The sequence below is a fragment of the Streptomyces flaveus genome (genome assembly GCF_014647675.1).
GTDB classification, from domain to species: domain Bacteria; phylum Actinomycetota; class Actinomycetes; order Streptomycetales; family Streptomycetaceae; genus Streptomyces; species Streptomyces flaveus.
Genome location: NZ_BMPQ01000003.1, coordinates 341,076 through 364,776 on the forward strand (window position 1 = coordinate 341,076; position 23,701 = coordinate 364,776).

Genomic DNA, 23,701 nt, shown 5'->3' on the forward strand with positions numbered 1-23,701 from the left:
AAATCCGCACATGCTGCGCACATGACAGCAAAACTGATGCAGCATCAGCTGACGAGACGTCAAATCCTGGGCATGGTGGCCCTGCAGGCCGCCGCCGCGTCCGGTCTCACCCGCATCGGTCTGCAGTCGGCGTCGGCCGCCGAACCGGCCGCCGTCGACAACGCTCCCGCCATCGTGATCGGCTCGGGCTACGGCGGTGCCGTCGCCGCCCTCCGCCTCGGTCAGGCAGGCATCCGCACGATCGTCCTCGAGATGGGCCGGCTGTGGAACACGCCGGGCTCCGACGGCAAGGTCTTCTGCTCCACGGCCGCCCCCGACCAGCGGTCCATGTGGTTCCGCACCCGCACCGAGGCGCCGCTCGCCACCTTCCTGTGGCTGGACGTCGTCAACAGGGACATCAGCCGGTACCCCGGGGTCCTGGACCGTGTGCGCTTCGCCGACATGTCCGTGTTCGTCGGCCGGGGCGTCGGGGGCGGTTCGCTCGTCAACGGCGGCATGGCGGTCACCCCGCTCCAGTCGTACTTCGCCGAGCAGTTCCCCACCGTGGACGTGAACGAGATGTACGGCACGTACTTCCCGCGCGCCCGCTCCGTGCTCGGCGTCAACTCCGTCGACCCCGCCTGGTTCGAGTCGACCGAGTGGTACCAGTTCACGCGTGTGTCCCGCAAACACGCCCAGAACGCCGGCCTGCGGACCACGTTCGTGCCGAGCGTCTACGACTTCGGCCACATGCAGCGCGAGGCGGCCGGGACAGCGACGAAGTCGGCGCTCGCCCAGGAGGTGATCTACGGCAACAACCACGGCAAGCGCAGCCTGGACAAGACGTATCTGGCATCGGCGCTCGGCACCGGGAACGTCACCATCCACACCATGGAGAAGGTGAGGGCCATCAGCCGGGCGAGCGACGGCACGTACGTCCTGACCGCCGACCGCGTCGACGCCACCGGCACGGTCGTCGAGACCAAGCAGTACGGCTGCACGTACCTCTTCCTCGGCGGCGGTAGCCTCGGCACCACCGAACTCCTCGTCCGGGCGCGGGAGACAGGGACGCTTCCCGCTCTGGACGCGAGCGTCGGCAGCGGCTGGGGGACCAACGGGAACGTGATGCTCGGGCGGGCCAACCATCTGTGGGACACCGTCGGGGCCAACCAGTCCACCATGCCCGTCATGGGCATCGACGACTGGGCCAACACCGCGAACCCCGTCTTCGCCGAGATCGCCCCGCTGCCCACGGGCCTCGAGCACTGGGTCAGCCTCTATCTGGCGATCACCAAGAACCCGCAGCGGGCGTCGTTCTCGTACGACAGCGGCACCGGCGGGGTGAGGCTCGGCTGGACGGCCGCCCAGAGCGCGGTCTCCGTCTCCATGGCCAAGAAGCTGTTCGACCGGATCAACTCCGCGAACTCGACGATCTACCGGTACGACCTGTTCGGCTCGTCCAACAAGATCTTCGCCGACGACTTCACGTACCACCCGCTGGGCGGCTGCGTGCTGGGCAAGGCGACGGACAACTACGGGAGGGTGAAGGGATATTCGAAGCTGTACGTCACCGACGGCTCGCTGGTGCCCGGCTCGATCGGGGTGAACCCGTTCGTCACGATCACGGCGCTCGCCGAACGCACGATGGCGCGGGTCCTCGCCGAGGACACCGCGCCATGAGCCGTCGTACGACCGGGGTCGGCTATTTCTGGTAGAGCGCCTCGATCTCGGCCGCGTAGTCCTTCGCCACCACGTTCCGCTTGAGCTTCAGGGACGGCGTCAGGTGGCCCGAATCCTCCGTGAACTGGGAGGGCAGAATGCGGAACTTCCGCACCGATTCCGCCTTCGACACCGCGGCGTTGCCGTCGTCGACCGCCGACTGGATCGCGGCCAGCAGGTCCGCGTCCTCGCACAGCGACGCCGCGGTGGAACCCTCCGGCTTGCCGTGCTCGTCGGCCCAACGGCCCAGGAACTCCTCGTCGATGGTGACCAGCGCGCCCACGAACGGCCGCCCGTCGCCCACCACCATGCACTCCGCGACCAGCGCGTGCGCACGGATACGGTCCTCGATCACCGCCGGAGCGACGTTCTTGCCGCCCGCGGTGACGATGATCTCCTTCTTGCGGCCGGTGATCCTCAGGTACCCGTCCTCGTCGAGCGTGCCGATGTCACCGGTGTGGAACCAGCCGTCGGCCAGCGCCTCCTCGGTCGCGCCCTCGTTGTTCCAGTACCCCTTGAACAGGTGCTCGCCGTGCAGCAGCACCTCACCGTCGTCCGCGATCCGGATCACGGAGCCGGGCAGCGGCTGCCCGACCGTACCGATCTTCTGCCGGTCCCAGGGGTTGAAGGCCGTGGCCGCGCAGGACTCGGTCAGTCCGTAGCCCTCCAGGACCGTGAAGCCGATGCCGCGGAAGAAGTGCCCGAGCCGCTCACCCAGCGGGGCGCCGCCGGAGATCGCGTACTCGCCCTTGCCGCCGAGAACGGCCCGCAGCTTGCTGTAGACGAGCTTGTCGAACGTCCGGTGCTTGATCTTCAGACCGAGCGACGGGCCCGACGGGGTGTCCAGCGCCTTGCTGTACGCGATCGCCGTGTCCGCCGCCTTGTCGAAGATCTTGCCCTTGCCGTCCGCCTGCGCCTTGGCACGCGCCGAGTTGTAGACCTTCTCGAAGACCCGCGGCACACCGAGGATCAACGTCGGCCGGAAGGAGGCCAGTTCGTCCGTGAGGTTCTTGATGTCCGGGACGGTGCCCAGCTTGATCGGCGCCATCATCGGCGCGACCTGCACGAGCCGCCCGAAGACATGCGCGAGCGGGAGGAAGAGGAGGACCGAGCACTCGCCCGTACGGAACAGGGGCCGCAGCCGCTCCACGATGTTGCCGCACTCCGCGAAGAAGCTGCGGTGGGTGAGCACACAGCCCTTGGGGCGGCCGGTGGTCCCGGAGGTGTAGACGATGGTCGCCGGGTCGTCCGCCTTGGCGGCCGAGCTGCGCTCCGCGACCGTCTCGTCGGCGACGGCCTTGCCCGCGCGGCCCAGCTCCTCGATGCCGCCCGCCTCGATCTGCCAGACATGCTTCAGCTCGGGCAGCCGGTCGCGCACCGACTCGACGGATGCGGCGTGGGTGTCCAGCTCCACGATGCAGGCGGTCGCGCCCGAGTCACCGAGGATCCACTGCACCTGCTCCGGCGAACTCGTCTCGTACACCGGCACGGTGACCGCGCCCGCGCTCCAGATCGCGAAGTCCAGCAGCGTCCACTCGTAGCGCGTACGGGACATCAGGCCGACCCGGTCACCGGGCTGCACCCCCGACGCGATCAGCCCCTTGGCGGCGGTCTGCACCTCGGCGAGGAACACGGTCGCGGTGACATCCGTCCAACTGCCGCCCACCTTGCGGGCGATGACCGCGACATCCGGATGCTGCGCGGCGTTTCTGTGGACGATGTCGGTCAGATTGCCGTCCGCGGGGACCTCGTACAAAGCCGGAAGGCTGAACTCGCGCAAGACTGCTGCTCCTCATAGTGCGCCGACGCCACGACCTCGTGTGTTGCGACGGAGCGGTCCAAGGCTCGGGCGGGTACTTCGGGGAATCAGTTGTTGAAACCCTAAGTACAACGGGACTCCCCGGACGTTACCCGCCAGTACCACTTCTACGACAGGGGGGTCCGGGAGATGTTCCCCGCGTCACAATGGCGTCACGCGCGCGGGCCTTTCCTTGCGAGCGTAGTCCAATCCGTTACGCCCCACGAAGTCATCGCAGGTCCGACCACGTCTACACACGTTTGCTTCACAGGCTTACTCTTGATCGCCATGGCAGGCACACGAGACGGCACCCCCAGGACGCGGATCCACGTCGTCAGCGACGTCCATGGAAACGCCCGTGACCTGGCCAGAGTCGGCACCGGCGCGGACGCCCTGATCTGCCTCGGTGACCTTGTGCTCTTCCTCGACTACGCCGACCACTCACGCGGTATCTTCCCCGACCTGTTCGGAACCGAGAACGCGGACCGCATCGTCGAGTTGCGCACCGCCCGCCGCTACGAGGAGGCGCGGGAGTTCGGCAACCGGCTCTGGGCGGGCGTCGACCGCGGCTCGGCCATCGAGAAGGCCGTACGCAAGCAGTACGCCGAGATGTTCGCCGCATTCCCCACGCCGACGTACGCCACGTACGGCAATGTCGATATGCCGACCCTGTGGTCCGAGTACGCAGGACCCGGCACCACCGTGCTCGACGGGCAGCGCGTCGAGATCGGCGGCTGGACCTTCGGCTTCGTCGGCGGGGGCCTGCGCTCGCCGATGCGGACACCGTACGAGATCAGCGACGAGGAGTACGCGGCCAAGATCGAGGCTCTCGGCGAGGTCGACGTCCTGTGCACGCACATCCCGCCAGAGGTGCCCGAACTCGTCTACGACACGGTGGCGCGGCGCTTCGAGCGGGGCAGCCGGGCGCTGCTGGACGCGATTCGGCGGACCCGGCCGCGGTACTCCCTCTTCGGGCACGTCCACCAGCCGCTGGTGCGGCGGATGCGGCTTGGGGCGACCGAGTGCGTCAACGTCGGGCACTTCGCGGGATCGGGGAAGCCGTGGGTTCTGGAGTGGTGATGCCCGAAGTGGTGGTGTCCTGGGGCTCCCGGCGACGGATGGCCCGCTGTCACGCGGTAGCCTTCACGCTGCATCCGCAGGTAAGAACCTTGAGCAGCATCGAGAAGCACCGAGAAACACCCCTCTTGTCCGGACCGCATCTGGAGGAGCCACAGCGATGGCGGAACACACCAGCTCGAGTATCACGATCGAGGCGGCACCGGCCGACGTCATGGGGGTGATCGCCGACTTCGCGCGCTATCCGGACTGGACCGGCGAGGTGAAGGAGGCGGAGGTGCTCGCCAGCGACGAGCAGGGCCGCGCCGAGCAGGTACGCCTCGTCATGGACGCCGGCGCCATCAAGGACGACCAGGTCCTGGCCTACACCTGGACCGGCCCCCACGAGGTCTCCTGGACCCTCGTCAAGTCCCAGATGCTCCGCTCACTCGACGGCGCCTACATCCTCAAGCCGGCGGGCGCGGGCGCGACAGAGGTCACCTACAAGCTCACGGTCGACGTCAAGATCCCCATGCTCGGCATGATCAAGCGCAAGGCCGAGAAGGTCATCATCGACAGGGCGCTGGCGGGTCTGAAGAAGAGGGTGGAGACGGGCGGCAAGTAGCCCCGCCGCCGCTACCGCTGTGGGCAGTCGTTCCGCAGGGCGATGGGGGTCCCCCCGCTCGAGCGAAGCCGAGAGTGGGGGAGGGTGGGCACAGCACACCAGCACCGGGTGCCGTCCCAAGCAAGCCCGCACACCAAGCAACCCCGAGCGGAGCGCATGCGCACAGTCCTGATCACCGGCCCCGGCGGCTCCGGCCGCACCACAATCGCCGCGGCCACGGCGCTCCAAGCCGCCCGCCAGGGCAAAAGAACCCTGCTCCTGAGCGCAGACCGCACAGACACCCCCGGCGCCGCCCTGGGCAAACCCACCGGCCCAACCCCCGCGGACGCGGAACCGCACCTGACAACCTGGCGCCCCGACTCCGGCGAGGACTTCCGCGACGACCTCCTCGCCTTCCAGGAACGGGCCGCCTCCGCCCTGGATCTGCTGGGCGCCACCCGCCTGGAAGCGGAGGAGCTCACCCCCCTCCCCGGCGCCGAGGAACTCGCCCTCCTGCGCGCCCTGCGCGACGCGGCGACGGCAGACACGTACGAACTCCTGATCGTCGACCTGCCCCCCACCCCCCAGGCGCTCGCCCTCCTCGCGCTCCCGGAGCAACTGCGCCGCTACCTGAGCCGCCTGCTCCCCGCGGAGCGCCAGGCGGCGCGCGCCCTGCGCCCCGTACTCGGCCGTCTCGCCGGCGTCCCGATGCCCACGGACAGGCTGTACGAGACGGCCGCCCGCTGGGACCTCGAACTCGCCGCCGTAGCGGCGGTGTTGGCAGACCGGACGACGACCGTACGCCTGGTCGCCGAACCCGGCCCGGCCGGCACCGACGCCCTACGCACCGCCACCACCGGCCTCGCCCTGCGCGGACTGCGCGCCGACGCCCTGGTCGCGAACCGCGTCCTGCCCGACGCGTCCCCCGACACCTGGCTGGCGGGCCTCGCCGCCCAGCAGCGCAAGGCGTTGGACGAGTGGCGGGGCACGTACGAGGTGTGTGAGGTGTCACACCTCGGCCGCGATCCGCGCGGCACCGACGACCTCACCGCGCTGACCGTGCCGGGCGCGGGTCAGGCCCCGCGCCCGGTCGAGTGGCCGATGACCGACCAACTCGCCACCGACGGTGTGATCGTCTGGCACATCCCGCTCCCCGGTGCGATACGGGACGACCTCGACCTCATCCGGCGCGGCGACGAACTCGTCGTCACCGTCGGCCCGTTCCACCGCATCGTCCCGCTCCCGTCGGCCCTCCGCCGCTGCACCGTGCAAGGCGCCGCCCTGCGCGACGGTGAGCTGCGCATCCGTTTCGCACCGGACCCGGAGCTGTGGCCGCAGGAAAGGTGACGGTCTTCGGTACGTTGGCCGAGACCCTGTCCGTACGGGATTCTGTGCCGCCGCAGACGGTGAACGGCGCATCCCCGTTCGGGTAACGTCAAGAGACACAGAGCCAATGCTTGGAGTCCGCCATGAGCGATGAGCGCCCCACGTCCGACGCCGCGGAGGACGCGCTCGAGAAGGCGCACGGCAACGAGGTGCGAGCGACCGACGCCGACGCCTGGGCGACGGCCTGCGCGGAGGATCTGGCCGCCGAGAAGGCCCGTCGCCGCACCCAGTACGGCCCGCCCCCGGGCTCGGCCGGCGAGGAGCTGCGCAAGCTCTTCGACACCGTCGCCGACCGGCTGTCCGGACTGCAGTCGCCGCTGCTCGGTGCCGTGGCCGGCGGTGCCGCCCAGCAGGTGGTGAACCAGGTCGTGCAGCAGGCCAAGGCCGCCGTCGAGCCCGTGATCGAGCGCAACCCCGAGCTCTTCGACCACCTGGCCGCGGCCGGTAACGAGCTGCTCGCCGCGTACCGCTCCGCCGTCGAGTCGCAGGAGCGCCGCTGGACCCAGGACCGGCCCCAGAACCGGCCCGACGAGGACTCCGGTCCCGGGGAACACATCGACCTGGACTGAAGGCCCCTGAGGCCCTGCCTCGGCTTCCCGCCTGCCCGCTGGGCGGACGACGGGAAGCCGACGACAGGCCCTCGGATAAGGTTGGCCGTAGCGGGGCTCGACCGAAACTGAGGGATTCATGGGACTCACCATCGGCGTCGACATCGGCGGCACGAAGATCGCGGCCGGTGTGGTCGACGAGGAAGGCAACATCCTCTCGACCCACAAGGTGCCGACTCCGGGCACGCCCGAGGCCATCGTGGACGCCATAGCCTCCGCCGTCGAGGGCGCCCGTGCCGGACACGAGATCGTCGGCGTGGGCATCGGCGCCGCAGGGTACGTCAACCGGCAGCGTTCCACGGTCTATTTCGCGCCGAACATCGACTGGCGGCAGGAGCCGCTGAAGGACGAGGTCGAGCGCCGGGTGGGCCTGCCGGTCGTCGTGGAGAACGACGCCAACGCGGCCGCCTGGGGCGAGTACAAGTTCGGCGGGGGCAAGGGCCACCGCAACGTCATCTGCATCACGCTCGGCACCGGCCTGGGCGGCGGCATCATCATCGGCAACAAGCTCCGTCGCGGCCACTTCGGCGTCGCCGCCGAGTTCGGCCATATCCGGGTTGTGCCGGACGGCCTCCTCTGCGGCTGCGGCAGCCAGGGCTGCTGGGAGCAGTACGCCTCCGGGCGCGCCCTTGTCCGGTACGCGAAGCAGCGGGCCAACGCCACCCCCGAGAACGCGGAGATCCTCCTCTCGCTGGGCGACGGAACCCCCGAGGGGATCGAGGGCAAGCACATCTCGATGGCGGCGAGACAGGGCGACCCGGTCGCCGTGGACTCGTACCGCGAACTCGCCCGCTGGGCAGGCGCGGGCCTGGCGGACCTCGCCTCCCTCTTCGACCCCTCCGCCTTCATCGTGGGAGGCGGCCTCTCGGACGAGGGGGAGCTGGTCCTCGACCCGATCCGCAAGTCCTACAAGCGCTGGCTGGTCGGCGGGAACTGGCGCCCAGTAGCAGACGTCATCGCCGCCCAACTCGGCAACAAGGCGGGCTTGGTGGGCGCGGCGGACCTGGCGAGGGAGCCGGACCCGATCATGTAACGGTGTCCTTTGCGCCTCCGGGGCGCACATCGAAGGGGCGCGGGGCTGTGTCTATATGCGGCTCTGCCGCGTGGGCGCGACAAGCCACAGACAACCGTCAGTCGCCTACAACCCCCGCGCCCCGAGCTATTAAGCGCCCCAACCCGCGGTCCCTACGTAAATTGACCGCATGGCAACGCCGCTCCCAACCTCCCGTACCGAGCCGGACGGTTCGGCAGTCATCCGAGTCCTCAGCTACAACATCCGCTCGATGCGCGACGACACCGAGGCGCTCGCCCGGGTCATCCGCGCCTGCGCGCCCGACCTCGTACTCGTACAAGAAGCCCCCCGCTTCTTCCGCTGGCGCAAGAAACTGGCCCGCCTCGCCGCCGCGTCGGGCCAGGTGATCCTCTCCGGCGGGGCCACCGCATCCGGCCCCGCCCTGCTCTCCTCGCTCCGGGCGACGGTGGAGCGTACCGAGGACGTACTCCTGCCGCTCACACCCGGCCTTCACCGGCGAGGCTTCGCCACCGCGGTCGTACGGTTCGGGCGTGCGCGGCTCGGCGTGCTGAGCTGTCATCTCTCGCTGCAGAAGGACGAACGGTACGAGCAGGGCGGCATGCTGCTCGACCAGTTGGCCGCGCTCGGGACGCCGCACACGATCGTGGGCGGCGACCTGAACGAACGCCCGGGCGGACGTACGTTCAAGCGCCTTGCCACCGAGCTCCAGGACTGCTGGACGGTCGCCCCCTGGGGCGGCGAGTACACCTCCACGCCCACCGAGCCGCATCAGCGGATCGATGCCCTCTTCGCCACCGAGGGCATCGAAGTCCTGGGCTGCGGCGTGCCCTTGGGGCAACCGGGCGTCACGGAAACGGACTTGAGGGCGGCCACGGACCATCTGCCCGTACTGGCCGCCCTCAGAGTTCCCGCCTCTTAGACGCGCGGCGTCACACCACCGCGCCGCGCCCCGGATCGTCGTCGTCCTCGTCGTCCGAGCGCATTCGCAGGACCAGCGTGCCGAAGCCGCCGACGAAGCCGCCGATGCCGAGCGTGGTCAGCCACCACGTCATGTGCCAGCCGAGCAGAACGGCGAGCATGAGCAGGAGCGGGCCGCCGAGCACGGCGAGCCAGGCGAACTTGGCCGTGGCGTCCGCGGCGGGCAGCGGGGGCGGCTCGGGCGGTACGAAGTGGCCCTCGTCGTCCTCTTCGAAGTCCTCCTCGGACGGCTCTGGCGCCTGGTAGTCGCGGGGCCCCCCGACGCCGGGCGGGAAGGCTACGGAGCTGCCGAGCGGCTTCTCGGCGGCGGGTTTGTCGTCCGTCTTCTTGCCGGCCGCCCTGTCACCCTCTTCGCCGTCGGAGCCCTCGGACACCTCGGAGTTCCTGGGCTTCTCCATGATGTCCCCGGGTCGCTCGGGGTCGGCTGTGTTCGCCTCGCTCGCGCCGTTCGTCTCGGACTCCAGGAGTGCCAGGTCCTCGACCGACTTGAAGGGCTTGGCGCCGGGCGGGTCCGGCGGTTCCTCGCCGTACCCGGCGACGATCGCAGCCCAGGCCGCGGCCTCGTCGAACGACGGGCCCTGCTCCTCGCCGGGCGGTGCGTCCTTCTCCTCGGGCTCGCGGTCCGCGTCGTGCTCAGCCACCAGTGGCCGTCCCTTCCTGCTGACCCACCTGACCTGCCTGACCTGACTGGTCCAGCCGAACCGTGTCGGGCTGCTTGCCGGTTTCCGGCGCCAGCCGCTCGACGAAGGCGAAGCTCTCCTCGAAAATACGGTCCGCGTCGTGGTCCAACGTCGCGACGTGGTAGCTCTGTTCCAGCACGATCTCCTGTACGTCCGTCGAGGACACCCGGCTCAGCACGCGCGCCGAGTCGGCAGGCGGCACCACATGGTCCTGGACGCTGTGCAGGAGCAGCAGAGGCTGCGTGACCTGCGGCAACTCACCGTCGACCAGCCGGAAGAAGTTCCGCAGCGAGTGCGCCGCGTGCAGCGGAACCTTGTCGTAGCCGATCTCGACGCTGCCCTCCTTGGCGATGTCGCTGGCGATTCCCTTCGTCGTACGGACGACGTGGCGGGCCAGCGGAAGGGCGTACGCGGACAGACCGTGCACCTTGTTCGCCGGGTTGACGACGACGATGCCGCTCACCGCGTCCCCGTGCTTCGCGGCCAGCCGCAGGGCCAGCGCGCCGCCCATGGAGAGGCCGCAGACGAAGACCCGGGAGCAGCGCTCACGCAGGGCGCGCAGCTCCCGGTCCACCTCCGCGTACCAGTCCTGCCAGCCGGTGAGCTGCATGTCCTCCCAGCGTGTGCCGTGCCCGGGCAGCAGGGGCAGCGAGACGGTCAGACCGCGCTCGGCGAGATACTCCGCCCAGGGGCGCAGCGACTGCGGGGAACCCGTGAAGCCGTGGCAGAGGAGGACGCCGACCTCTCCGCCCTCGTGGCGGTACGGCTCGGCTCCAGGAAGGACCGGCACCTTCGGTCTCCTGTTCGTCTGAAGGGGCGTACAAAGGGACGTACATAAAGGACGTGCAAAGGGGTGTTGCTCAAAGGGGCGTTCATCCGACGAAGGCGACAAAACGATCACCCCGGGACTTCGAGGTGTACTTCACCGTACGCGACGGCACTGACACCGACCAGGGCCGTCGGGCCCTTTGACAGTGCGCCGGGTTAGGGTCTGACGCACGGACACAGGAGGCACTCGGGTGATCTACGGCGCCATGAAGTTTTCCATCGGAGGGCCCCTGAAGCTCGCTTTCAGGCCCTGGGTGGAAGGCCTCGAGCACGTTCCGGCCGAGGGGCCCGCGATCCTGGCGAGCAACCACCTGTCGTTCTCCGACTCCTTCTTCCTGCCCGCTGTCCTCGACCGCAAGGTCACCTTCATCGCGAAGGCCGAGTACTTCACGACGCCCGGCATCAAGGGGCGCCTGACCGCCGCCTTCTTCAAGGGCGTCGGCCAGCTTCCGGTGGACCGTTCCGGAGCACGCGGTGCGGGCGAGGCGGCCATCAGGAGCGGCCTCGACGTGCTCGAGCGCGGCGAGCTGTTCGGCCTCTATCCCGAGGGCACGCGCTCGCCCGACGGCCGCCTCTACCGGGGCAAGCCCGGCGGCCTCGCGCGCGTGGCGCTCGCCAGCGGTGCCCCTGTCATCCCGGTCGCCATGATCGACACCGAGAAGATCCAGCCCCCCGGCAAGGTCATGCCGAAGCTGATGCGCCCGGGCATCCGCATCGGCAAGCCGCTGGACTTCAGCCGGTACCAGGGCATGGAGCACGACCGGTTCGTGCTGCGGGCCCTGACCGACGAGGTCATGTACGAAATCATGAGGCTCTCCGGCCAGGAGTACGTCGACATCTACGCGACCGCCGCCAAACGGCAGCTCGCGGAGGCGGCGAAGACGGAGAAACAGGCGCAGAAGCAGGCCGAGCAGGCGCGTAAGGAAGCCGAGAAGGCGTCCGAACGGGAAGCGGCCGAACGGGAAGCGGAGAAGGCGGCCGGGAAGGAACGATCCGACCCCTAGGAGCGTCCGTCTGGGGGGTGGGGTGATCGTCAAAGGTGGGGGCGGGGGACATGGCCAAGCGCGAGAGAGTCATGAGGATGTCGGTCGAGCAGCCGCTGTGGCGTGCGCTCTCGGCATACCGCGTACTGACGATGTGTTACGCGATCGGGCTCTTCGTCTCCGCGTACGACGAGTTCGTCCGGCCCGAAGTGGCCATCGCCTTCTTCTCCGTACTCTTCGTGTGGACGCTGGTGACGCTGCCCAAGGTGGCCAACGAGGCGAGCTGCACCAAGCGGTTCCTGGCCGCCGACCTGACCGTGGCGCTCACCGGCATCCTGCTCACACCGGTCGCGCACTCCCACGACCGGATCGTGGCCGGTGGCCCGACGCTGCCGTCGATATGGACCGCGGGCTCCGTCCTGGCGTTCGCGGTCAAGGGCGGCTGGCGCTGGGCGGCCTTCGCCTCGACGCTCGTCGGCATCGCGAACGTCGTCCAGCGCGGGACGCTCAGCCAGGACACGCTCCACAACGTACTGCTCGTCTGGGTCGCCTCCATCGCCATCGGGTACGTCGTCGAGGTCGCCCGCGCCTCCGAGCGCACCCTCGCGCGGGCCCTGGAGATCGAGGCCGCGACGCGGGAGCGTGAGCGGCTGGCCCGCGACATCCACGACAGCGTCCTCCAGGTCCTCGCGATGGTGCAGCGACGCGGCTCCGCGCTCGGCGGCGAGGCGGCGGAACTGGGCCGCATGGCGGGCGAGCAGGAGGTGGCGTTGCGCACGCTGGTCTCGGGCGGGCTGCCGGCCTCCCGCGTCTCGGAGGACGCGGCGCAGGGAGCCCTGGTGCGCGCGGTGGACGAACCCGACGACGAGGCAGGCGAGGACGACCCCTCCGACCTCCGCGCACTGCTGACCCCGTACGCCACTGCGAAGATCACCTTCTCCGAGCCCGGCGCCCCCGTCCTCCTCGCCCCGTCCGCGGCGAAGGAACTGGCCGCCGCCGTCGGCGCCGCCCTGGACAACGTCCACCGCCACGCGGGCGAGAACGCCCGTGCCTGGATCCTCGTCGAGGACGAACCGGACGCGGTGATCGTCACCGTACGAGACGACGGCCCCGGCATCCCCGAGGGCCGCCTGGCCCAGGCCGAGGGCGAGGGCCGCATGGGCGTGGCCCTCTCGATCCGCGGTCGCCTGCGAGACATCGGCGGCACGGCTGAGGTGATCTCAATACCGGGCCAGGGCACAGAGGTAGAACTGCGGGCGCCGAAGAAGGCGACCTGAGCATGAGACGCCCCATAGGGGCGCGGGGAACTGCGCGACCAGCCCCAACGGTCCGGCAGCCGAAATACGACCCATGGGGGTCTGGGGGCGAAGCCCCCCGTTCCGGGAAGGGGCGGGGCTGGGGAAAAACAAACGGCGAAGGCGGAGCAACGATGAGAGAGCAACAGAACCCGATCAAGGTCATGGTCGTGGACGACCACCCCATGTGGCGGGACGCCGTCGCCCGGGACCTGGCCGAGGCCGGCTTCGACGTGATCGCCACGGCGAGCGACGGCGACCAGGCGGTGCGCCGCGCCCAGGCCGCCGGCCCCGACGTGCTCGTACTCGACCTGAACCTCCCCGCCAAGCCCGGCGTCCAGGTCTGCAAGGAACTCGTCGGAGCCAACCCGGCCCTGCGCGTCCTGGTCCTCTCCGCGAGCGGCGAACACGCCGACGTCCTGGAGGCGGTCAAGTCGGGAGCCACCGGCTACCTGCTGAAGTCGGCCTCCACGGAGGAACTGATCGACGCGGTGCGCCGCACGGCCGTGGGCGACCCCGTCTTCACGCCCGGCCTCGCGGGCCTGGTCCTCGGCGAGTACCGCAGACTCGCCTCCGAGCCCGCTCCCGCCCCGGGCGCCGACCAGCCCAAGGCCCCACAGCTCACCGACCGCGAGACCGAGGTCCTGCGCCTGGTGGCCAAGGGCCTGAGCTACAAGCAGATCGCCGAACGCCTCGTCATCTCCCACCGCACCGTCCAGAACCACGTCCAGAACACCCTGGGCAAGCTCCAACTGCACAACCGCGTGGAACTCGTCCGCTACGCGATAGAGCGCGGCCTGGACGACGAGTAGACAACCTGACGAGTGGACAACCTGACGAGTGGACAACCTTTGGACACCGACGAGCAGACCCCTTCGAGTGAACTTCGTTGATCAATCTCCGCGCAATTCACCGGAATTGACCCTCCGGACCATGCCTAAGTGACCTGGATCACTATTAGCGTGACCTTCATCAGGCAACCGCTGGCGAAGGGACATTTCCATGCGGGTCGGAGTACTGACCGGAGGCGGCGACTGCCCCGGACTCAACGCCGTCATCCGGGGCATCGTCCGCAAGGGCGTGCAGGAGTACGGCTACGACTTCACCGGCTTCCGGGACGGCTGGCGCGGTCCGCTGGAAGGCGACAGCATCCAGCTCGACATTCCCGCCGTACGCGGCATCCTGCCCCGCGGCGGCACCATCCTCGGCTCCTCGCGCACCAACCCCCTCAAGGTGGACAACGGCATCCGCCGGATCAAGGAGAACCTCGCCAAGAGCGAGGTCGACGCGCTGATCGCGATCGGCGGAGAGGACACCCTCGGCGTCGCCGCCACCCTCTCCGACGACCACGGCGTCCCCTGCGTCGGCGTACCCAAGACCATCGACAACGACCTCTCGGCCACCGACTACACCTTCGGCTTCGACACGGCCGTCAACATCGCCACGGAGGCCATCGACCGCCTCCACACCACCGCCGAGTCGCACATGCGCGTCCTCGTCGTCGAGGTCATGGGTCGGCACGCGGGCTGGATCGCCATCCACTCCGGACTGGCCGGCGGCGCCAACGTCATCCTCATCCCCGAGCAGCCCTTCGACGTCGACCAGGTCTGCGCCTGGGTCACCTCCCGCTTCAAGGCCTCGTACGCCCCGATCGTCGTCGTCTCCGAGGGAGCGAAGCCCAAGGACGGCGACATGGTGCTCAAGGACGGTTCGCTGGACGAGTTCGGGCACGTCCGGCTCTCCGGCGTCGGCGAATGGCTCGCCAAGGAGATCGAGAGGCGCACCGGCAAGGAGGCCCGTACGACGGTCCTCGGCCACGTCCAGCGCGGCGGCACCCCCAGCGCCTTCGACCGCTGGCTCGCCACCCGCTTCGGGCTGCACGCCATCGACGCGGTCCGCGAGGGCGACTTCGGCAAGATGGTCGCCCTGCGCGGCACCGACATCGTGCGCGTCCCGATCGCTCAGGCCACGGCCCAGCTGAAGACGGTGGACCCGAAGCTGTACAACGAGGTCGGCGTGTTCTTCGGCTGAGGCCGCTCCACCACACGTATGCGACCTACACGGCGGGGCGCCGCTCGGAGACTGGGCCGGTGCCCCGCAACTGACCGATCAACTCCCGTACGACAGCGGTGCCGTTGAGGCTCAGCACCGACTCCGGGTGGAACTGCACGCCGGCAAACCCAGGCCCGCGCAGGCCGTGCACCTCCCCGGTCTCACTCCGGCTGACCTCGATGCCATGCGCCGCCAGCTCCGCTGCACGCTCGTCGTCGCAGTGCGCCACGAAGCTGTTGTAGAAGCCGACGGTCTCCGTCCGCCCGAAGAGCTCGATCTCCGTCTGCGCGCCCTGGTACGGGACTTCCTTCCGTACGATCTCCAGGCCCAGCTCCGCCGCGATCAGCTCATGCCCGAGACAGACACCGAGCACGCCGTGCGGGTGACTGCCGAGCACTTCGGCGGTGAGCCCGCGCAGGAACGCCATCTTGGGATCGGCCGTGTCCGAGGGATCACCCGGACCGGGGCCCAGGATCAGCGGCCCCTCGTGCGCCAGAACCGCCTCCCGCAGTCCCGGCTCGTCGTACCGCCGCACGGACACCTCAAGACCCGACGAACGCAGCAGATGCGCGAGCATCGCCGTGAAGGTGTCCTCCCCGTCGACGACCAGCGCATGGCCCTCCAACTCGGCCGAACGCTCCTGCATCCGCAGCCAGAACGGCGCGAGCGAGGACCGCCGCTCGTCGAGCGCGGCCCGCACCCGCGGGTCCTCGGCCAGCCCCGGCCGTACGCGCTCCTCGGGCCGCCTTCCCGGACGTACCCCCAGCGCGGCCAGCACCCCCGCAGCCTTCGCATGTGTCTCGGCGACCTCGCTCGCCGGATCGGAGCCGCGTACGAGCGTGGCGCCGACCGGCACCCGCAGCCGTCCCCCCGCGTCGATGTCCGCGGTACGGATCAGGATGGGGGAGTCGAGGGTCTGGGCACCGCCGGAGTCACGACCGACGAGCGCCAGCGCCCCGGCGTAGTACCCGCGGCCCCCCACCTCGTGCCGCTCGATCACCCGGCAGGCGTTCTGCACCGGCGACCCGGTGACGGTCGCCGCGAACATGGTCTCGCGCAGGACGTCGCGCACATCGAGCGACGACCGCCCCCTCAACTCGTATTCCGTGTGCGCGAGATGGGCCATCTCCTTCAGCCGCGGCCCGATGACGACCCCGCCCATGTCACCGACCGTGCACATCATCTTGAGCTCCTCGTCGACGACCATCGAGAGCTCCTCGATCTCCTTGCCGTCGCCGAGGAAGTCCAGCAGGTCCTCGGGGGTCGGCCCTTCGGCCGGATAGCGATACGTCCCGCTGATCGGGTTCATCACGACGGTCCCGCCCGCCCGTCTCCCACCACCGCCCTCAACCGAGAGCGCTTCGCGATCGCCCCTTCCACCTGACATGCGGACGTGCACCTCGGGACTTGCCCCGACGAGCGTCCGCGTTCCCGTATGCACGACGAAGGTCCAGTACGCGCCCCGCTCCCCGACGAGCAGCCGCCGGAACAGTGCGAGCGCGTCCGCCCTGCCGAAGCCGGGGATCTCGCCCTCGTACGTACGCCGGATGACGAAGTTCGCGCCCTCGCCCCGCCCGATCTCCTCGCGCAGCACGCGCCCGACGATCTCCGCGTACTCCTCGTCATCGACGTCGAAGCCGCCGCCCGTCACCTTCACGTCGTGTGCGGGCAGCTGCGACAGGGCCTGGTCCAGGGGGAGTTCGTACGCCTCCTCGGGGGTCAGCACCGTGAGCGGCGTACCGTCGTCGCGGACGTCGAAGCCGCGCTCGCGGATCTGGCGGAAGGGGATGAGGGCCAGGCCCTCGTCGGGAATGTCGGCGAGACGGTCGTACGTGGCGACCGGGCCGAGCAGGACTTCTACGGTGTCGTGGTCGTGTCCGGGGGTACGGCGACGCAGCAGCGCGAACGGGCGGTCGTCGTGCAGGAGCCGGGCCAGGTCCATGGGTTCCTCTTCATCGTGATCGTCGGTGATCGGGAGGAACGGCCCTGGTCGTGAAAACACTGAAGGCCGCCCCTCGGGCGGCCTTCGCGAAGTCTTGCGTACGCGCAGTCAGTGGGCCGCCGGGTGAGCGGTCCACCACCAGTTCTGGTTCTGGGTCGAGTGCGCGAACATGTGCGGCACCTTATCCCATGCCGAGGGCCGGTCGCGGGCGTACTCCGCTCCGTCTCATCCGTCGCTCATCCGTCTCATCCGTCGCTCATCCGTCTCATCCGTCGCTCATCCGTCTCATCCGTCGCTCATCCGTCTCATCAGTCGAGCGGGACGAAAATCAGTCGACACGACCCCGTAATGTTTACGGGGTGACCGTGAACGCTGATACCCGAGCCGTCGCCGCCCAAGCGACCTGGCGAGACCTGCCCGCGGCGCAGCAGCCCGACTACCCCGATGCCGAGGCCCTGCGCGAAGTGATCGCCGAGCTGGCGAGCTATCCGCCCCTCGTCTTCGCGGGCGAGTGCGACCAGTTGCGCGCTCGGATGGGAGCCGTCGCCAAGGGCGAGGCGTTCCTCCTTCAGGGCGGCGACTGCGCGGAGAGCTTCGACGCCGTCGGCGCCGAGCACATCCGGGCCAAGCTGAAGACGCTTCTCCAGATGGGCGCCGTCCTCACATACGCGGCCTCCGTGCCGGTCGTGAAGGTGGGCCGTATCGCCGGCCAGTACTCCAAGCCGCGCTCCAAGCCGACCGAGACCCGCGACGGCGTGACCCTGCCGACCTACCGCGGTGACTCCGTCAACGGCTTCGAGTTCACCGAGGCCGCCCGCATCCCGGACCCCGAGCGCCTGAAGCGGATGTACAACGCCTCCGCCTCCACGCTGAACCTGGTGCGCGCCTTCACCACCGGCGGCTACGCCGACCTGCGTCAGGTGCACGCCTGGAACCAGGACTTCGTGAAGTCGTCCCCCTCCGGGCAGCGCTACGAGCAGCTGGCGCGCGAGATCGACCAGGCGCTGAACTTCATGCACGCCTGCGGGGCCGACCCGGAGGAGTTCAAGACCGTCGAGTTCTACTCCTCGCACGAGGCGTTGCTGCTCGACTACGAGTCGGCGCTGACCAGGGTCGATTCCCGTACGGGCCACCTGTACGACGTCTCCGCGCACATGGTGTGGATCGGTGAGCGCACCCGACAGATGGACGGCGCGCACATCGAGTTCGCCTCGAAGATCCGCAACCCGATCGGGATCAAGCTGGGCCCGACGACGACGGCCGAGGACGCGCTGCAGTACATCGAGCGCCTCGACCCGGACCGCGAGCCGGGCCGGCTGACCTTCATCGTCCGCATGGGCGCCGACAAGGTCCGCGACAAGCTGCCCGAGCTGGTCGAGAAGGTCACCGCCTCGGGCGCGACCGTCGCCTGGATCACCGACCCGATGCACGGCAACACCTACGAGGCGGCCTCCGGCCACAAGACCCGCCGCTTCGACGACGTACTCGACGAGGTCAAGGGCTTCTTCGAGGTCCACAAGGAGCTCGGCACGCACCCGGGCGGCATCCACGTCGAACTCACCGGTGACGATGTCACCGAGTGCGTGGGCGGTGGCGACGAGATCTTCGTCGACGATCTGCACCAGCGCTACGAGACGGCCTGCGACCCGCGTCTGAACCGCAGCCAGTCCCTGGATCTGGCCTTCCTGGTGGCGGAGATGTACCGCGACCAGTAGTGGTTCGTCGTTGCACAAGACATGCGATGGGGCGCGGATCACATACGATCCGCGCCCCATCCCACTTTTAAGACGGACGCCCGACGGGTAAGGTTAGGTTTGCCTCACCGATAAATCTGCTGATAAGTCGGGATGGCGCTACCTGTCCGTCCCGCTTCTCTCCCGTCGGGTGGTGAACCGCGTGTACGTCTGCAACTGCTTCGGTGTCACCGAGGCGCAGGTGAGGAAGCACGCGGAAGCCGGTGCCTGCACGCCACGCCAGATCGCGTCCGCCTGCAAGGCGGGCACGGACTGCGGTTCCTGTGTACGGCGCATTCAGGCACTGCTGGGCCGGGGCGCGTGCCGCACCGAGGTGGCCGACCAGGCGCAGCCCGCTCTCTCCGGAGTCTCGGAGCTGGACGAAGCCGCTTAGGCATGAAGCTGCGTAGGGGTGCAGCCGCTCAGCTGTCCGGCTGCTCGATGAGCTGGGCGATGTAGAGCGCCTCGCCGAGTTTCTCCACCAGTTCCAGCTGGGTGTCCAGATAGTCGATGTGGTGCTCCTCGTCCGCGAGGATCGACTCGAAGATGTTCGCGGACGTGATGTCGCCCTTGTTCCGCATCACCTCGATACCGCGCCTGAGGCGGTCGATCGCCTCGACCTCGACCTGCCGGTCCGCCTTGAACATCTCGGTGACCGTCTGTCCGACCCGGACGTGGAAGAGCCGCTGGTAGTTCGGCAGGCCCTCCAGGAAAAGGATTCGGTCGGTGAGCACCTCCGCGTGCTTCATCTCGTCGAACGATTCGGCCCGGGTGTATTTCGCGAGCTTTGTCCAGCCGAAGTTCTCCTGCATCTTCGCGTGCAGGAAGTACTGGTTGATCGCGGTCAGTTCGGCGGTCAACTGCTCGTTGAGGAATTCGATGACCTCGGGGTCGCCCTGCATTGCAGAGGCTCCTTCCACGCGGGGGACTGGCGGAATGCGCCGCATAATTCCACCGGCATCAGAGGCCGTCCAGTAAGTGCAGGCTTAGTAGCAGATGCCCGAATCGGGACAGGCCTGGTCATCTGCACCGACTCCGGTCTGTCAGGATGGAGACATGGGTCAGCCGGTGGAGCGTGAATCTGGAGGAGCGGCGCAGTCGGAGCTTCCGCCGGGGCAGCGACTGCAGCGCGGCTGGCCGGTTACGCACTACGGGCCCGTTCCCAAGTTCCGGCCCGAGCGCTGGGAGTTCAGGGTCTTCGGCGCCACCGCCGACGGAGAAAAGCACTGCTGGAACCACGAGGAGTTCTCGGCCCTGCCGTATACCACGGTCATGGCCGATCTGCACTGCGTGACAAAGTTCAGCATGCTCGGGGCCGAATGGGGCGGCATCCCGGCCCGTACGCTCCTGGAGATCGCCCCGCCCGCGGCCGGCGTCACGCATGTGATGGTCTGGGCGGAGTACGGCTTCAGCTCGAATCTCCGCCTCACCGACTTCGCCTCCGAGCGCACGATCTTCGCCACCCACAAGGACGGCGAACTCCTCACCGCGGAACACGGCTTCCCGCTGCGCCTGGTGGTGCCTCATCTGTACGCCTGGAAGGGCCCCAAGTGGGTCCGCGGCATCGAGTACATGACCGCCGACCGCCGCGGCTTCTGGGAGGAACGCGGCTACCACAACATCGGCGACCCCTGGCGCGAACAGCGCTACTCGTATCAGGAGGAACCGGGGGACGGCCCCGAGCTCTGAGCCCTGGCCGGTCGTCCTCAGGTCCTCAGCCGTCCCGCAGCTTCTTCAGCCGCTCCACATCTGCCGCGTGGCCCTCCTTGCCGCCGGGCGTCTCGATGATCAGGGGCACGTTCTCGGTGGCGGGGTGGGTCATCAGGGCGCGGAAGGGGTCCTCGCCGATGTGGCCGGCGCCGATGTTGGCGTGGCGGTCCTTGTGGGCGCCGACGACGTCCTGGGAGTCGTTGGCGTGGATCAGTTTCAGCCGGCCCTCGCCGATCGTGTCCACCAGCAGGTCGAGGGTCTGGTGCGTTCCGGCGGGGCCGGTGAGGTCGTGGCCCGCCGCGAAGATGTGGCAGGTGTCCAGGCAGACGCCGAGCTTCGGGTGGGCGTCGAGTGCCTCGAAGTACGGGCCGAAGTCCCAGGTCCGGGAGCAGAGGGAAGCGCCCTGGCCCGCGGTCGACTCGATCAGCAGGTCCGGGTCGTCGTGGGTCAGCTCGTCGAGCAGCGGCAGCAGATGCTCGCGTACCTGCTTCAGCGCGACCGCCCGCGTCCGCCCACCGGTCGCCGAACCGGTGTGTACGACGACTCCCCGCGCCCCGATCGCACGCCCCCGCCGCAGCGAGTGCCGCAACGACTCCACGGATCGCACCACAGTCGCCTCGGTGTGTGAGCCCAGGTTGATCAGATAGGGCGCGTGCACGTACGCCGGGATCGACCCCGCGGCGCAGGCCGCGCGGAACTCCTCGTCCTGCCGTGGATTCCCCTGCGGGGTCGCCCAGCCGCGCGGGTTGGCGACGAAGACCTGGACGGTCTCGGCGGCCAGATCACGCGCGTACGACAAGCCTACGGAGGCGAGGCCACCGGCCACGGGGACATGGCTGCCGACGGGGTTGCGGGACTGCTGAGTGCTCACCCTTCCAGGGTGTCACGGCGTCCTGCGCGCCCCGTCGGCGGATGCCGCCCGGCCTCTGCCGATCTGTCGTCACTCGATCTCGATGGTGATCTCTGAGCCCTCCGGTGCCGTGTCGCCACCGGTCACCGACTGGCTCTTGACCGTGTCCCCGAAGAGCCCGAGGAAGCCCCGGTCCTCGTTGACCTTGAAGCCGGCGGCCTGCAGCTCCCGCTTGGCGTCGTCGACCTTGTCGCCCACCACATCCGGGACCTCGATCTGCTCCGGGCCCTTGGAGATCGTCAGGGTGACGGTGTCGCCCTCGCCCAGCTGCCGGTCGGCGGCCGGCGACTGCTGGGCGACCTGGCCCGCGTCGAACTCGGAGTTGATCTGCTCGGGGGCGATCTCGACCTTCAGGCCCGCGTCCTGGAGCTCCTGCCGTGCGTCGGCGAGTTCGTCGCCCGTGACGTCCGGTACGTCCACCGGGCTGCCCTTGCTGATGATGAGCGCGATGGCGGAGTCCGCGCGGCGCGTGGTGCCCGCATCCGGATCCGTGCTGATCACGTAGCCGAAGGGGATCTCCTCACTGAAGTCCCTGGTGATCATGCCCGCTTTCAGGCCCTTGTCCTTCAGCCGCGCCCTGGCCTCGTCCAGCGCGTAGCCCTTCACATTCGGCACCCGTACGGTCTCCGGGCCCCTGGAGATCGTCAGCGACACCGGGTCGTTGTCACGGATCCGGGCGCCCGCCTCGGGATCGCTGCTGATGACCGTGCCGCGCTCGACGGTGTCGCTGTACTCGCGCTCGACCGGCCCCACATCGAGCCCGGCGCTCTCGAGCCGGTCCTTGGCCTTCGCCTCGCTCATCGCGAGCAGCGGCGGGACCTTGGTGAACTGGCCGGAGTTGATGTACCAGACACCCGCGCCGAGGCCGAGGACCAGCAGTACGGCGGCGACGATCGCGAGCATGCCGCGCCGGGGGCGCGGGGTGCGGGTACGGCGGCGCGAGGGAGGGTCGGGGGGCGGGGTCTGAAGGATGCTCGTGTGGTGCGGCCCGCGATCGCCGTCGTCCTCGTTCACGGGGAGCGGCCGTGGCACGGACAGCGAGCGCGGGATCACGCTCGTACGGTCCTCGCCGATGTCATGGCCCTCGTTGACCGCCTGCGGTGGTACCGCGTCCAGCTGCTCGGCGGTCAGCCCGCTGCGCGCGTTCCGGGCCTGTGCGAGCAGCGCCACCGCGTCGTACGGACGTACGTCCGGAGTGCGCGCGGTCGCCGACGCGACCAGTTCGTCGAGCTCGTAGGGCAGGCCCGGCACCTCCGCCGACGGCGGCGGTACGTCCTCGTGGAGGTGCTTGTAGAGCACCGCCGCGGGCGAGTCCGCGAGGTGCGGCCGGTCGCCGGTCAGCATTTCGTAGAGGACGATTCCGCAGGCGTACACGTCGACCCGCGGATCGGCCGTGCCGTGTTCTATCTGCTCCGGGGCCAGATACGACACCGTGCCGAGCACGGACCCTGTCGTGTTGGTGACCGTGTCCACGGCCCGTACGAGGCCGAAATCCGCCACCTTGACCCGGCCGTCGTCCCCTATCAGGACGTTCTCCGGCTTCATGTCACGGTGCACGAACCCGGCGCGGTGCGCGGCGCCGAGCGCGGCGAGCACCGGCTCCAGGATGTCCAGCGCCGCCCGCGGCTGCAGGGCGCCGCGTTCGCGCAGTACGTCCCTCAGAGTGCACCCGGCGATGTACTCCATGGCGAGGTAGACGTACGGCCCGTCGGTCCCCTGGTCGAAAATCTGCACCACATTGGGGTGCGCAAGGCGGGCCACCGACTTGGCCTCGCGGATGAACCTGTCGACGAACGTGGCGTCGGCGGCCAGCGTGGGATGCATCACCTTGAGCGCGAGCACGCGGTCCAGGCGGGTGTCCACGGCCCTGTAGACCGTGGCCATCCCGCCGACCGCGATCCGTGCGTCGATGCGGTAGCGGCCGTCGAGCACCTGCCCGACCAACGGGTCCTGAAGGGTCGTATCCACGCAGGTGAGTGTACGAGCCGACACTGTCAACGCTGCGGGATCGGTTGAGATCGGGGCGGTCCTGAAGCGGAGCTGTGACGTATTCCATATCGCGGTTGGGCGGGTGCGGGTTGAGTGTGGCTGGTCGCGCAGTTCCCCGCGCCCCTGGGTGGGTGGTGGGTGCGGGGCCGTGGGCCGGTGCGTCAGCCCGTCGCAGGCCGGGCATACGACCCTGGCCTGGTACACGGTGCGGGTTCTCCGAGACCGAACCTACGCGACGGGCATACGACGCACCGGCCCACGCCCCCTCCCGCCGGAGGGAGGCTGCGGGTCGTCGGGGGTGCGGGCTTTCCCGAGGCCCGGGCTTGTCCGGGGCGCGGGCAGCCGCAGGCTTTTGCTTTTCAGGGGCGCGGGGAACTGCGCGACCAGCCACGACGCACCCGCAGCCGCGACACGCAGT

Annotated in this window: 22 protein-coding genes; 14 read left to right on the top strand and 8 right to left on the bottom strand. The window is 69.3% G+C overall.

Annotated elements, in window-relative coordinates; genetic code table 11:
- The first annotated feature begins 36 nt into the window (after window positions 1–36).
- Entirely contained in the window at window positions 37–1,659 is a 1,623-nt protein-coding gene (locus tag IEZ21_RS08270) for a GMC oxidoreductase (RefSeq protein WP_506004882.1), read from the top strand.
- A 22-nt stretch (window positions 1,660–1,681) separates the two neighbouring features.
- Here IEZ21_RS08270 and IEZ21_RS08275 read toward each other — a convergent pair whose 3' ends face one another.
- The gene (locus IEZ21_RS08275) at window positions 1,682–3,478 is read right to left on the bottom strand and encodes an AMP-dependent synthetase/ligase (RefSeq protein WP_189321207.1); all 1,797 of its coding nucleotides are present in this window, start codon (window positions 3,476–3,478) and stop codon (window positions 1,682–1,684) included.
- A 306-nt stretch (window positions 3,479–3,784) separates the two neighbouring features.
- Here IEZ21_RS08275 and IEZ21_RS08280 point away from each other — a divergent pair, with 306 nt between their 5' ends.
- From IEZ21_RS08280 to IEZ21_RS08305, 6 genes are all read left to right on the top strand, one after another.
- The gene (locus IEZ21_RS08280; protein ID WP_189321208.1) at window positions 3,785–4,576 is read left to right on the top strand and encodes a metallophosphoesterase family protein; all 792 of its coding nucleotides are present in this window, start codon (window positions 3,785–3,787) and stop codon (window positions 4,574–4,576) included.
- A 157-nt stretch (window positions 4,577–4,733) separates the two neighbouring features.
- Window positions 4,734–5,177, top strand: coding sequence for an SRPBCC family protein (locus IEZ21_RS08285; RefSeq protein WP_033327401.1), 444 nt, complete (start codon window positions 4,734–4,736; stop codon window positions 5,175–5,177).
- 156 nt (window positions 5,178–5,333) lie between these two features.
- On the top strand, window positions 5,334–6,503 hold the full coding sequence (locus tag IEZ21_RS08290; protein ID WP_189321209.1) for an ArsA family ATPase: 1,170 nt from the start codon (window positions 5,334–5,336) through the stop codon (window positions 6,501–6,503).
- A 122-nt stretch (window positions 6,504–6,625) separates the two neighbouring features.
- On the top strand, window positions 6,626–7,111 hold the full coding sequence (locus IEZ21_RS08295) for a DUF5304 domain-containing protein (RefSeq protein WP_033327404.1): 486 nt from the start codon (window positions 6,626–6,628) through the stop codon (window positions 7,109–7,111).
- Between the two features lie 118 nt (window positions 7,112–7,229).
- On the top strand, window positions 7,230–8,183 hold the full coding sequence (locus tag IEZ21_RS08300; RefSeq protein ID WP_189321210.1) for an ROK family glucokinase: 954 nt from the start codon (window positions 7,230–7,232) through the stop codon (window positions 8,181–8,183).
- Window positions 8,184–8,352: 169 nt separating this feature from the next.
- The gene (locus tag IEZ21_RS08305) at window positions 8,353–9,102 is read left to right on the top strand and encodes an endonuclease/exonuclease/phosphatase family protein (protein WP_189321211.1); all 750 of its coding nucleotides are present in this window, start codon (window positions 8,353–8,355) and stop codon (window positions 9,100–9,102) included.
- A 10-nt stretch (window positions 9,103–9,112) separates the two neighbouring features.
- Here IEZ21_RS08305 and IEZ21_RS08310 read toward each other — a convergent pair whose 3' ends face one another.
- A complete protein-coding gene (locus IEZ21_RS08310) occupies window positions 9,113–9,802 on the bottom strand; it encodes a hypothetical protein (RefSeq protein ID WP_189321212.1) in 690 nt (229 codons plus the stop codon).
- Window positions 9,795–10,631 carry an alpha/beta hydrolase gene (locus tag IEZ21_RS08315; protein ID WP_189321213.1) on the bottom strand — a complete coding sequence of 279 codons (837 nt, stop codon included), beginning with the start codon at window positions 10,629–10,631 and terminating at the stop codon, window positions 9,795–9,797. The genes IEZ21_RS08310 and IEZ21_RS08315 overlap by 8 nt, the downstream gene beginning before the upstream one ends.
- A 244-nt stretch (window positions 10,632–10,875) precedes the next feature.
- On the opposite strand from IEZ21_RS08315, the gene IEZ21_RS08320 reads away from it, so the two are divergent.
- The 4 genes from IEZ21_RS08320 to IEZ21_RS08335 all read left to right on the top strand — a co-directional run bounded on the left by IEZ21_RS08320 (window position 10,876) and on the right by IEZ21_RS08335 (window position 14,978).
- Window positions 10,876–11,673, top strand: coding sequence for a lysophospholipid acyltransferase family protein (locus tag IEZ21_RS08320; RefSeq protein WP_189321214.1), 798 nt, complete (start codon window positions 10,876–10,878; stop codon window positions 11,671–11,673).
- A gap of 50 nt (window positions 11,674–11,723) precedes the next feature.
- On the top strand, window positions 11,724–12,929 hold the full coding sequence (gene macS, locus IEZ21_RS08325; protein ID WP_189321215.1) for a MacS family sensor histidine kinase: 1,206 nt from the start codon (window positions 11,724–11,726) through the stop codon (window positions 12,927–12,929).
- Between the two features lie 152 nt (window positions 12,930–13,081).
- Window positions 13,082–13,759: a response regulator gene (locus IEZ21_RS08330; protein WP_033327414.1), complete on the top strand. Its 678-nt coding sequence runs from the start codon at window positions 13,082–13,084 to the stop codon at window positions 13,757–13,759.
- Between the two features lie 190 nt (window positions 13,760–13,949).
- Window positions 13,950–14,978, top strand: coding sequence for a 6-phosphofructokinase (locus IEZ21_RS08335; RefSeq protein ID WP_033327415.1), 1,029 nt, complete (start codon window positions 13,950–13,952; stop codon window positions 14,976–14,978).
- A gap of 25 nt (window positions 14,979–15,003) precedes the next feature.
- Here the strand turns inward: IEZ21_RS08335 and IEZ21_RS08340 are convergent, their stop codons facing one another.
- Both IEZ21_RS08340 and IEZ21_RS48760 read right to left on the bottom strand, forming a co-directional pair.
- Window positions 15,004–16,941, bottom strand: coding sequence for an anthranilate synthase family protein (locus tag IEZ21_RS08340; protein WP_189321216.1), 1,938 nt, complete (start codon window positions 16,939–16,941; stop codon window positions 15,004–15,006).
- 108 nt (window positions 16,942–17,049) lie between these two features.
- Window positions 17,050–17,112 carry a trp operon leader peptide gene (locus tag IEZ21_RS48760; RefSeq protein ID WP_152788727.1) on the bottom strand — a complete coding sequence of 21 codons (63 nt, stop codon included), beginning with the start codon at window positions 17,110–17,112 and terminating at the stop codon, window positions 17,050–17,052.
- Between the two features lie 188 nt (window positions 17,113–17,300).
- Between IEZ21_RS48760 and IEZ21_RS08350 the strand changes: the two genes are divergently transcribed.
- Window positions 17,301–18,656 (top strand): class II 3-deoxy-7-phosphoheptulonate synthase, encoded by a 1,356-nt coding sequence (locus tag IEZ21_RS08350; protein WP_033327418.1) that lies wholly within the window; start codon window positions 17,301–17,303, stop codon window positions 18,654–18,656.
- A 172-nt stretch (window positions 18,657–18,828) separates the two neighbouring features.
- The gene (locus IEZ21_RS08355; protein ID WP_078492286.1) at window positions 18,829–19,068 is read left to right on the top strand and encodes a (2Fe-2S)-binding protein; all 240 of its coding nucleotides are present in this window, start codon (window positions 18,829–18,831) and stop codon (window positions 19,066–19,068) included.
- Between the two features lie 28 nt (window positions 19,069–19,096).
- Here the strand turns inward: IEZ21_RS08355 and bfr are convergent, their stop codons facing one another.
- The gene (gene bfr / locus IEZ21_RS08360; protein WP_033327421.1) at window positions 19,097–19,576 is read right to left on the bottom strand and encodes a bacterioferritin; all 480 of its coding nucleotides are present in this window, start codon (window positions 19,574–19,576) and stop codon (window positions 19,097–19,099) included.
- 154 nt (window positions 19,577–19,730) lie between these two features.
- Here bfr and IEZ21_RS08365 point away from each other — a divergent pair, with 154 nt between their 5' ends.
- Window positions 19,731–20,363: a sulfite oxidase-like oxidoreductase gene (locus tag IEZ21_RS08365; RefSeq protein WP_033327422.1), complete on the top strand. Its 633-nt coding sequence runs from the start codon at window positions 19,731–19,733 to the stop codon at window positions 20,361–20,363.
- Window positions 20,364–20,388: 25 nt separating this feature from the next.
- Here IEZ21_RS08365 and IEZ21_RS08370 read toward each other — a convergent pair whose 3' ends face one another.
- A complete protein-coding gene (locus tag IEZ21_RS08370; RefSeq protein WP_189321217.1) occupies window positions 20,389–21,255 on the bottom strand; it encodes a deoxyribonuclease IV in 867 nt (288 codons plus the stop codon).
- A gap of 69 nt (window positions 21,256–21,324) precedes the next feature.
- Complete coding sequence (gene pknB / locus IEZ21_RS08375; protein WP_189321218.1) at window positions 21,325–23,262, bottom strand: Stk1 family PASTA domain-containing Ser/Thr kinase; 1,938 nt, start codon at window positions 23,260–23,262, stop codon at window positions 21,325–21,327.
- Between the last annotated feature and the right edge of the window lie 439 nt (window positions 23,263–23,701).

Coding starts and splice junctions, on each gene's coding strand:
- IEZ21_RS08335 (WP_033327415.1), top strand. CDS start 13,950: ATGCGGGTCGGAGTACTGACCGGAGGCGGCGACTGCCCCGGACTCAAC.
- macS (WP_189321215.1), top strand. CDS start 11,724: ATGGCCAAGCGCGAGAGAGTCATGAGGATGTCGGTCGAGCAGCCGCTG.
- IEZ21_RS08280 (WP_189321208.1), top strand. CDS start 3,785: ATGGCAGGCACACGAGACGGCACCCCCAGGACGCGGATCCACGTCGTC.
- bfr (WP_033327421.1), bottom strand. CDS start 19,576: ATGCAGGGCGACCCCGAGGTCATCGAATTCCTCAACGAGCAGTTGACC.
- IEZ21_RS08295 (WP_033327404.1), top strand. CDS start 6,626: ATGAGCGATGAGCGCCCCACGTCCGACGCCGCGGAGGACGCGCTCGAG.
- IEZ21_RS08270 (WP_506004882.1), top strand. CDS start 37: ATGCAGCATCAGCTGACGAGACGTCAAATCCTGGGCATGGTGGCCCTG.
- IEZ21_RS08290 (WP_189321209.1), top strand. CDS start 5,334: ATGCGCACAGTCCTGATCACCGGCCCCGGCGGCTCCGGCCGCACCACA.
- IEZ21_RS08305 (WP_189321211.1), top strand. CDS start 8,353: ATGGCAACGCCGCTCCCAACCTCCCGTACCGAGCCGGACGGTTCGGCA.
- IEZ21_RS08300 (WP_189321210.1), top strand. CDS start 7,230: ATGGGACTCACCATCGGCGTCGACATCGGCGGCACGAAGATCGCGGCC.
- IEZ21_RS08340 (WP_189321216.1), bottom strand. CDS start 16,941: ATGGACCTGGCCCGGCTCCTGCACGACGACCGCCCGTTCGCGCTGCTG.
- IEZ21_RS08320 (WP_189321214.1), top strand. CDS start 10,876: ATGAAGTTTTCCATCGGAGGGCCCCTGAAGCTCGCTTTCAGGCCCTGG.
- IEZ21_RS08285 (WP_033327401.1), top strand. CDS start 4,734: ATGGCGGAACACACCAGCTCGAGTATCACGATCGAGGCGGCACCGGCC.
- IEZ21_RS08365 (WP_033327422.1), top strand. CDS start 19,731: ATGGGTCAGCCGGTGGAGCGTGAATCTGGAGGAGCGGCGCAGTCGGAG.
- IEZ21_RS08330 (WP_033327414.1), top strand. CDS start 13,082: ATGAGAGAGCAACAGAACCCGATCAAGGTCATGGTCGTGGACGACCAC.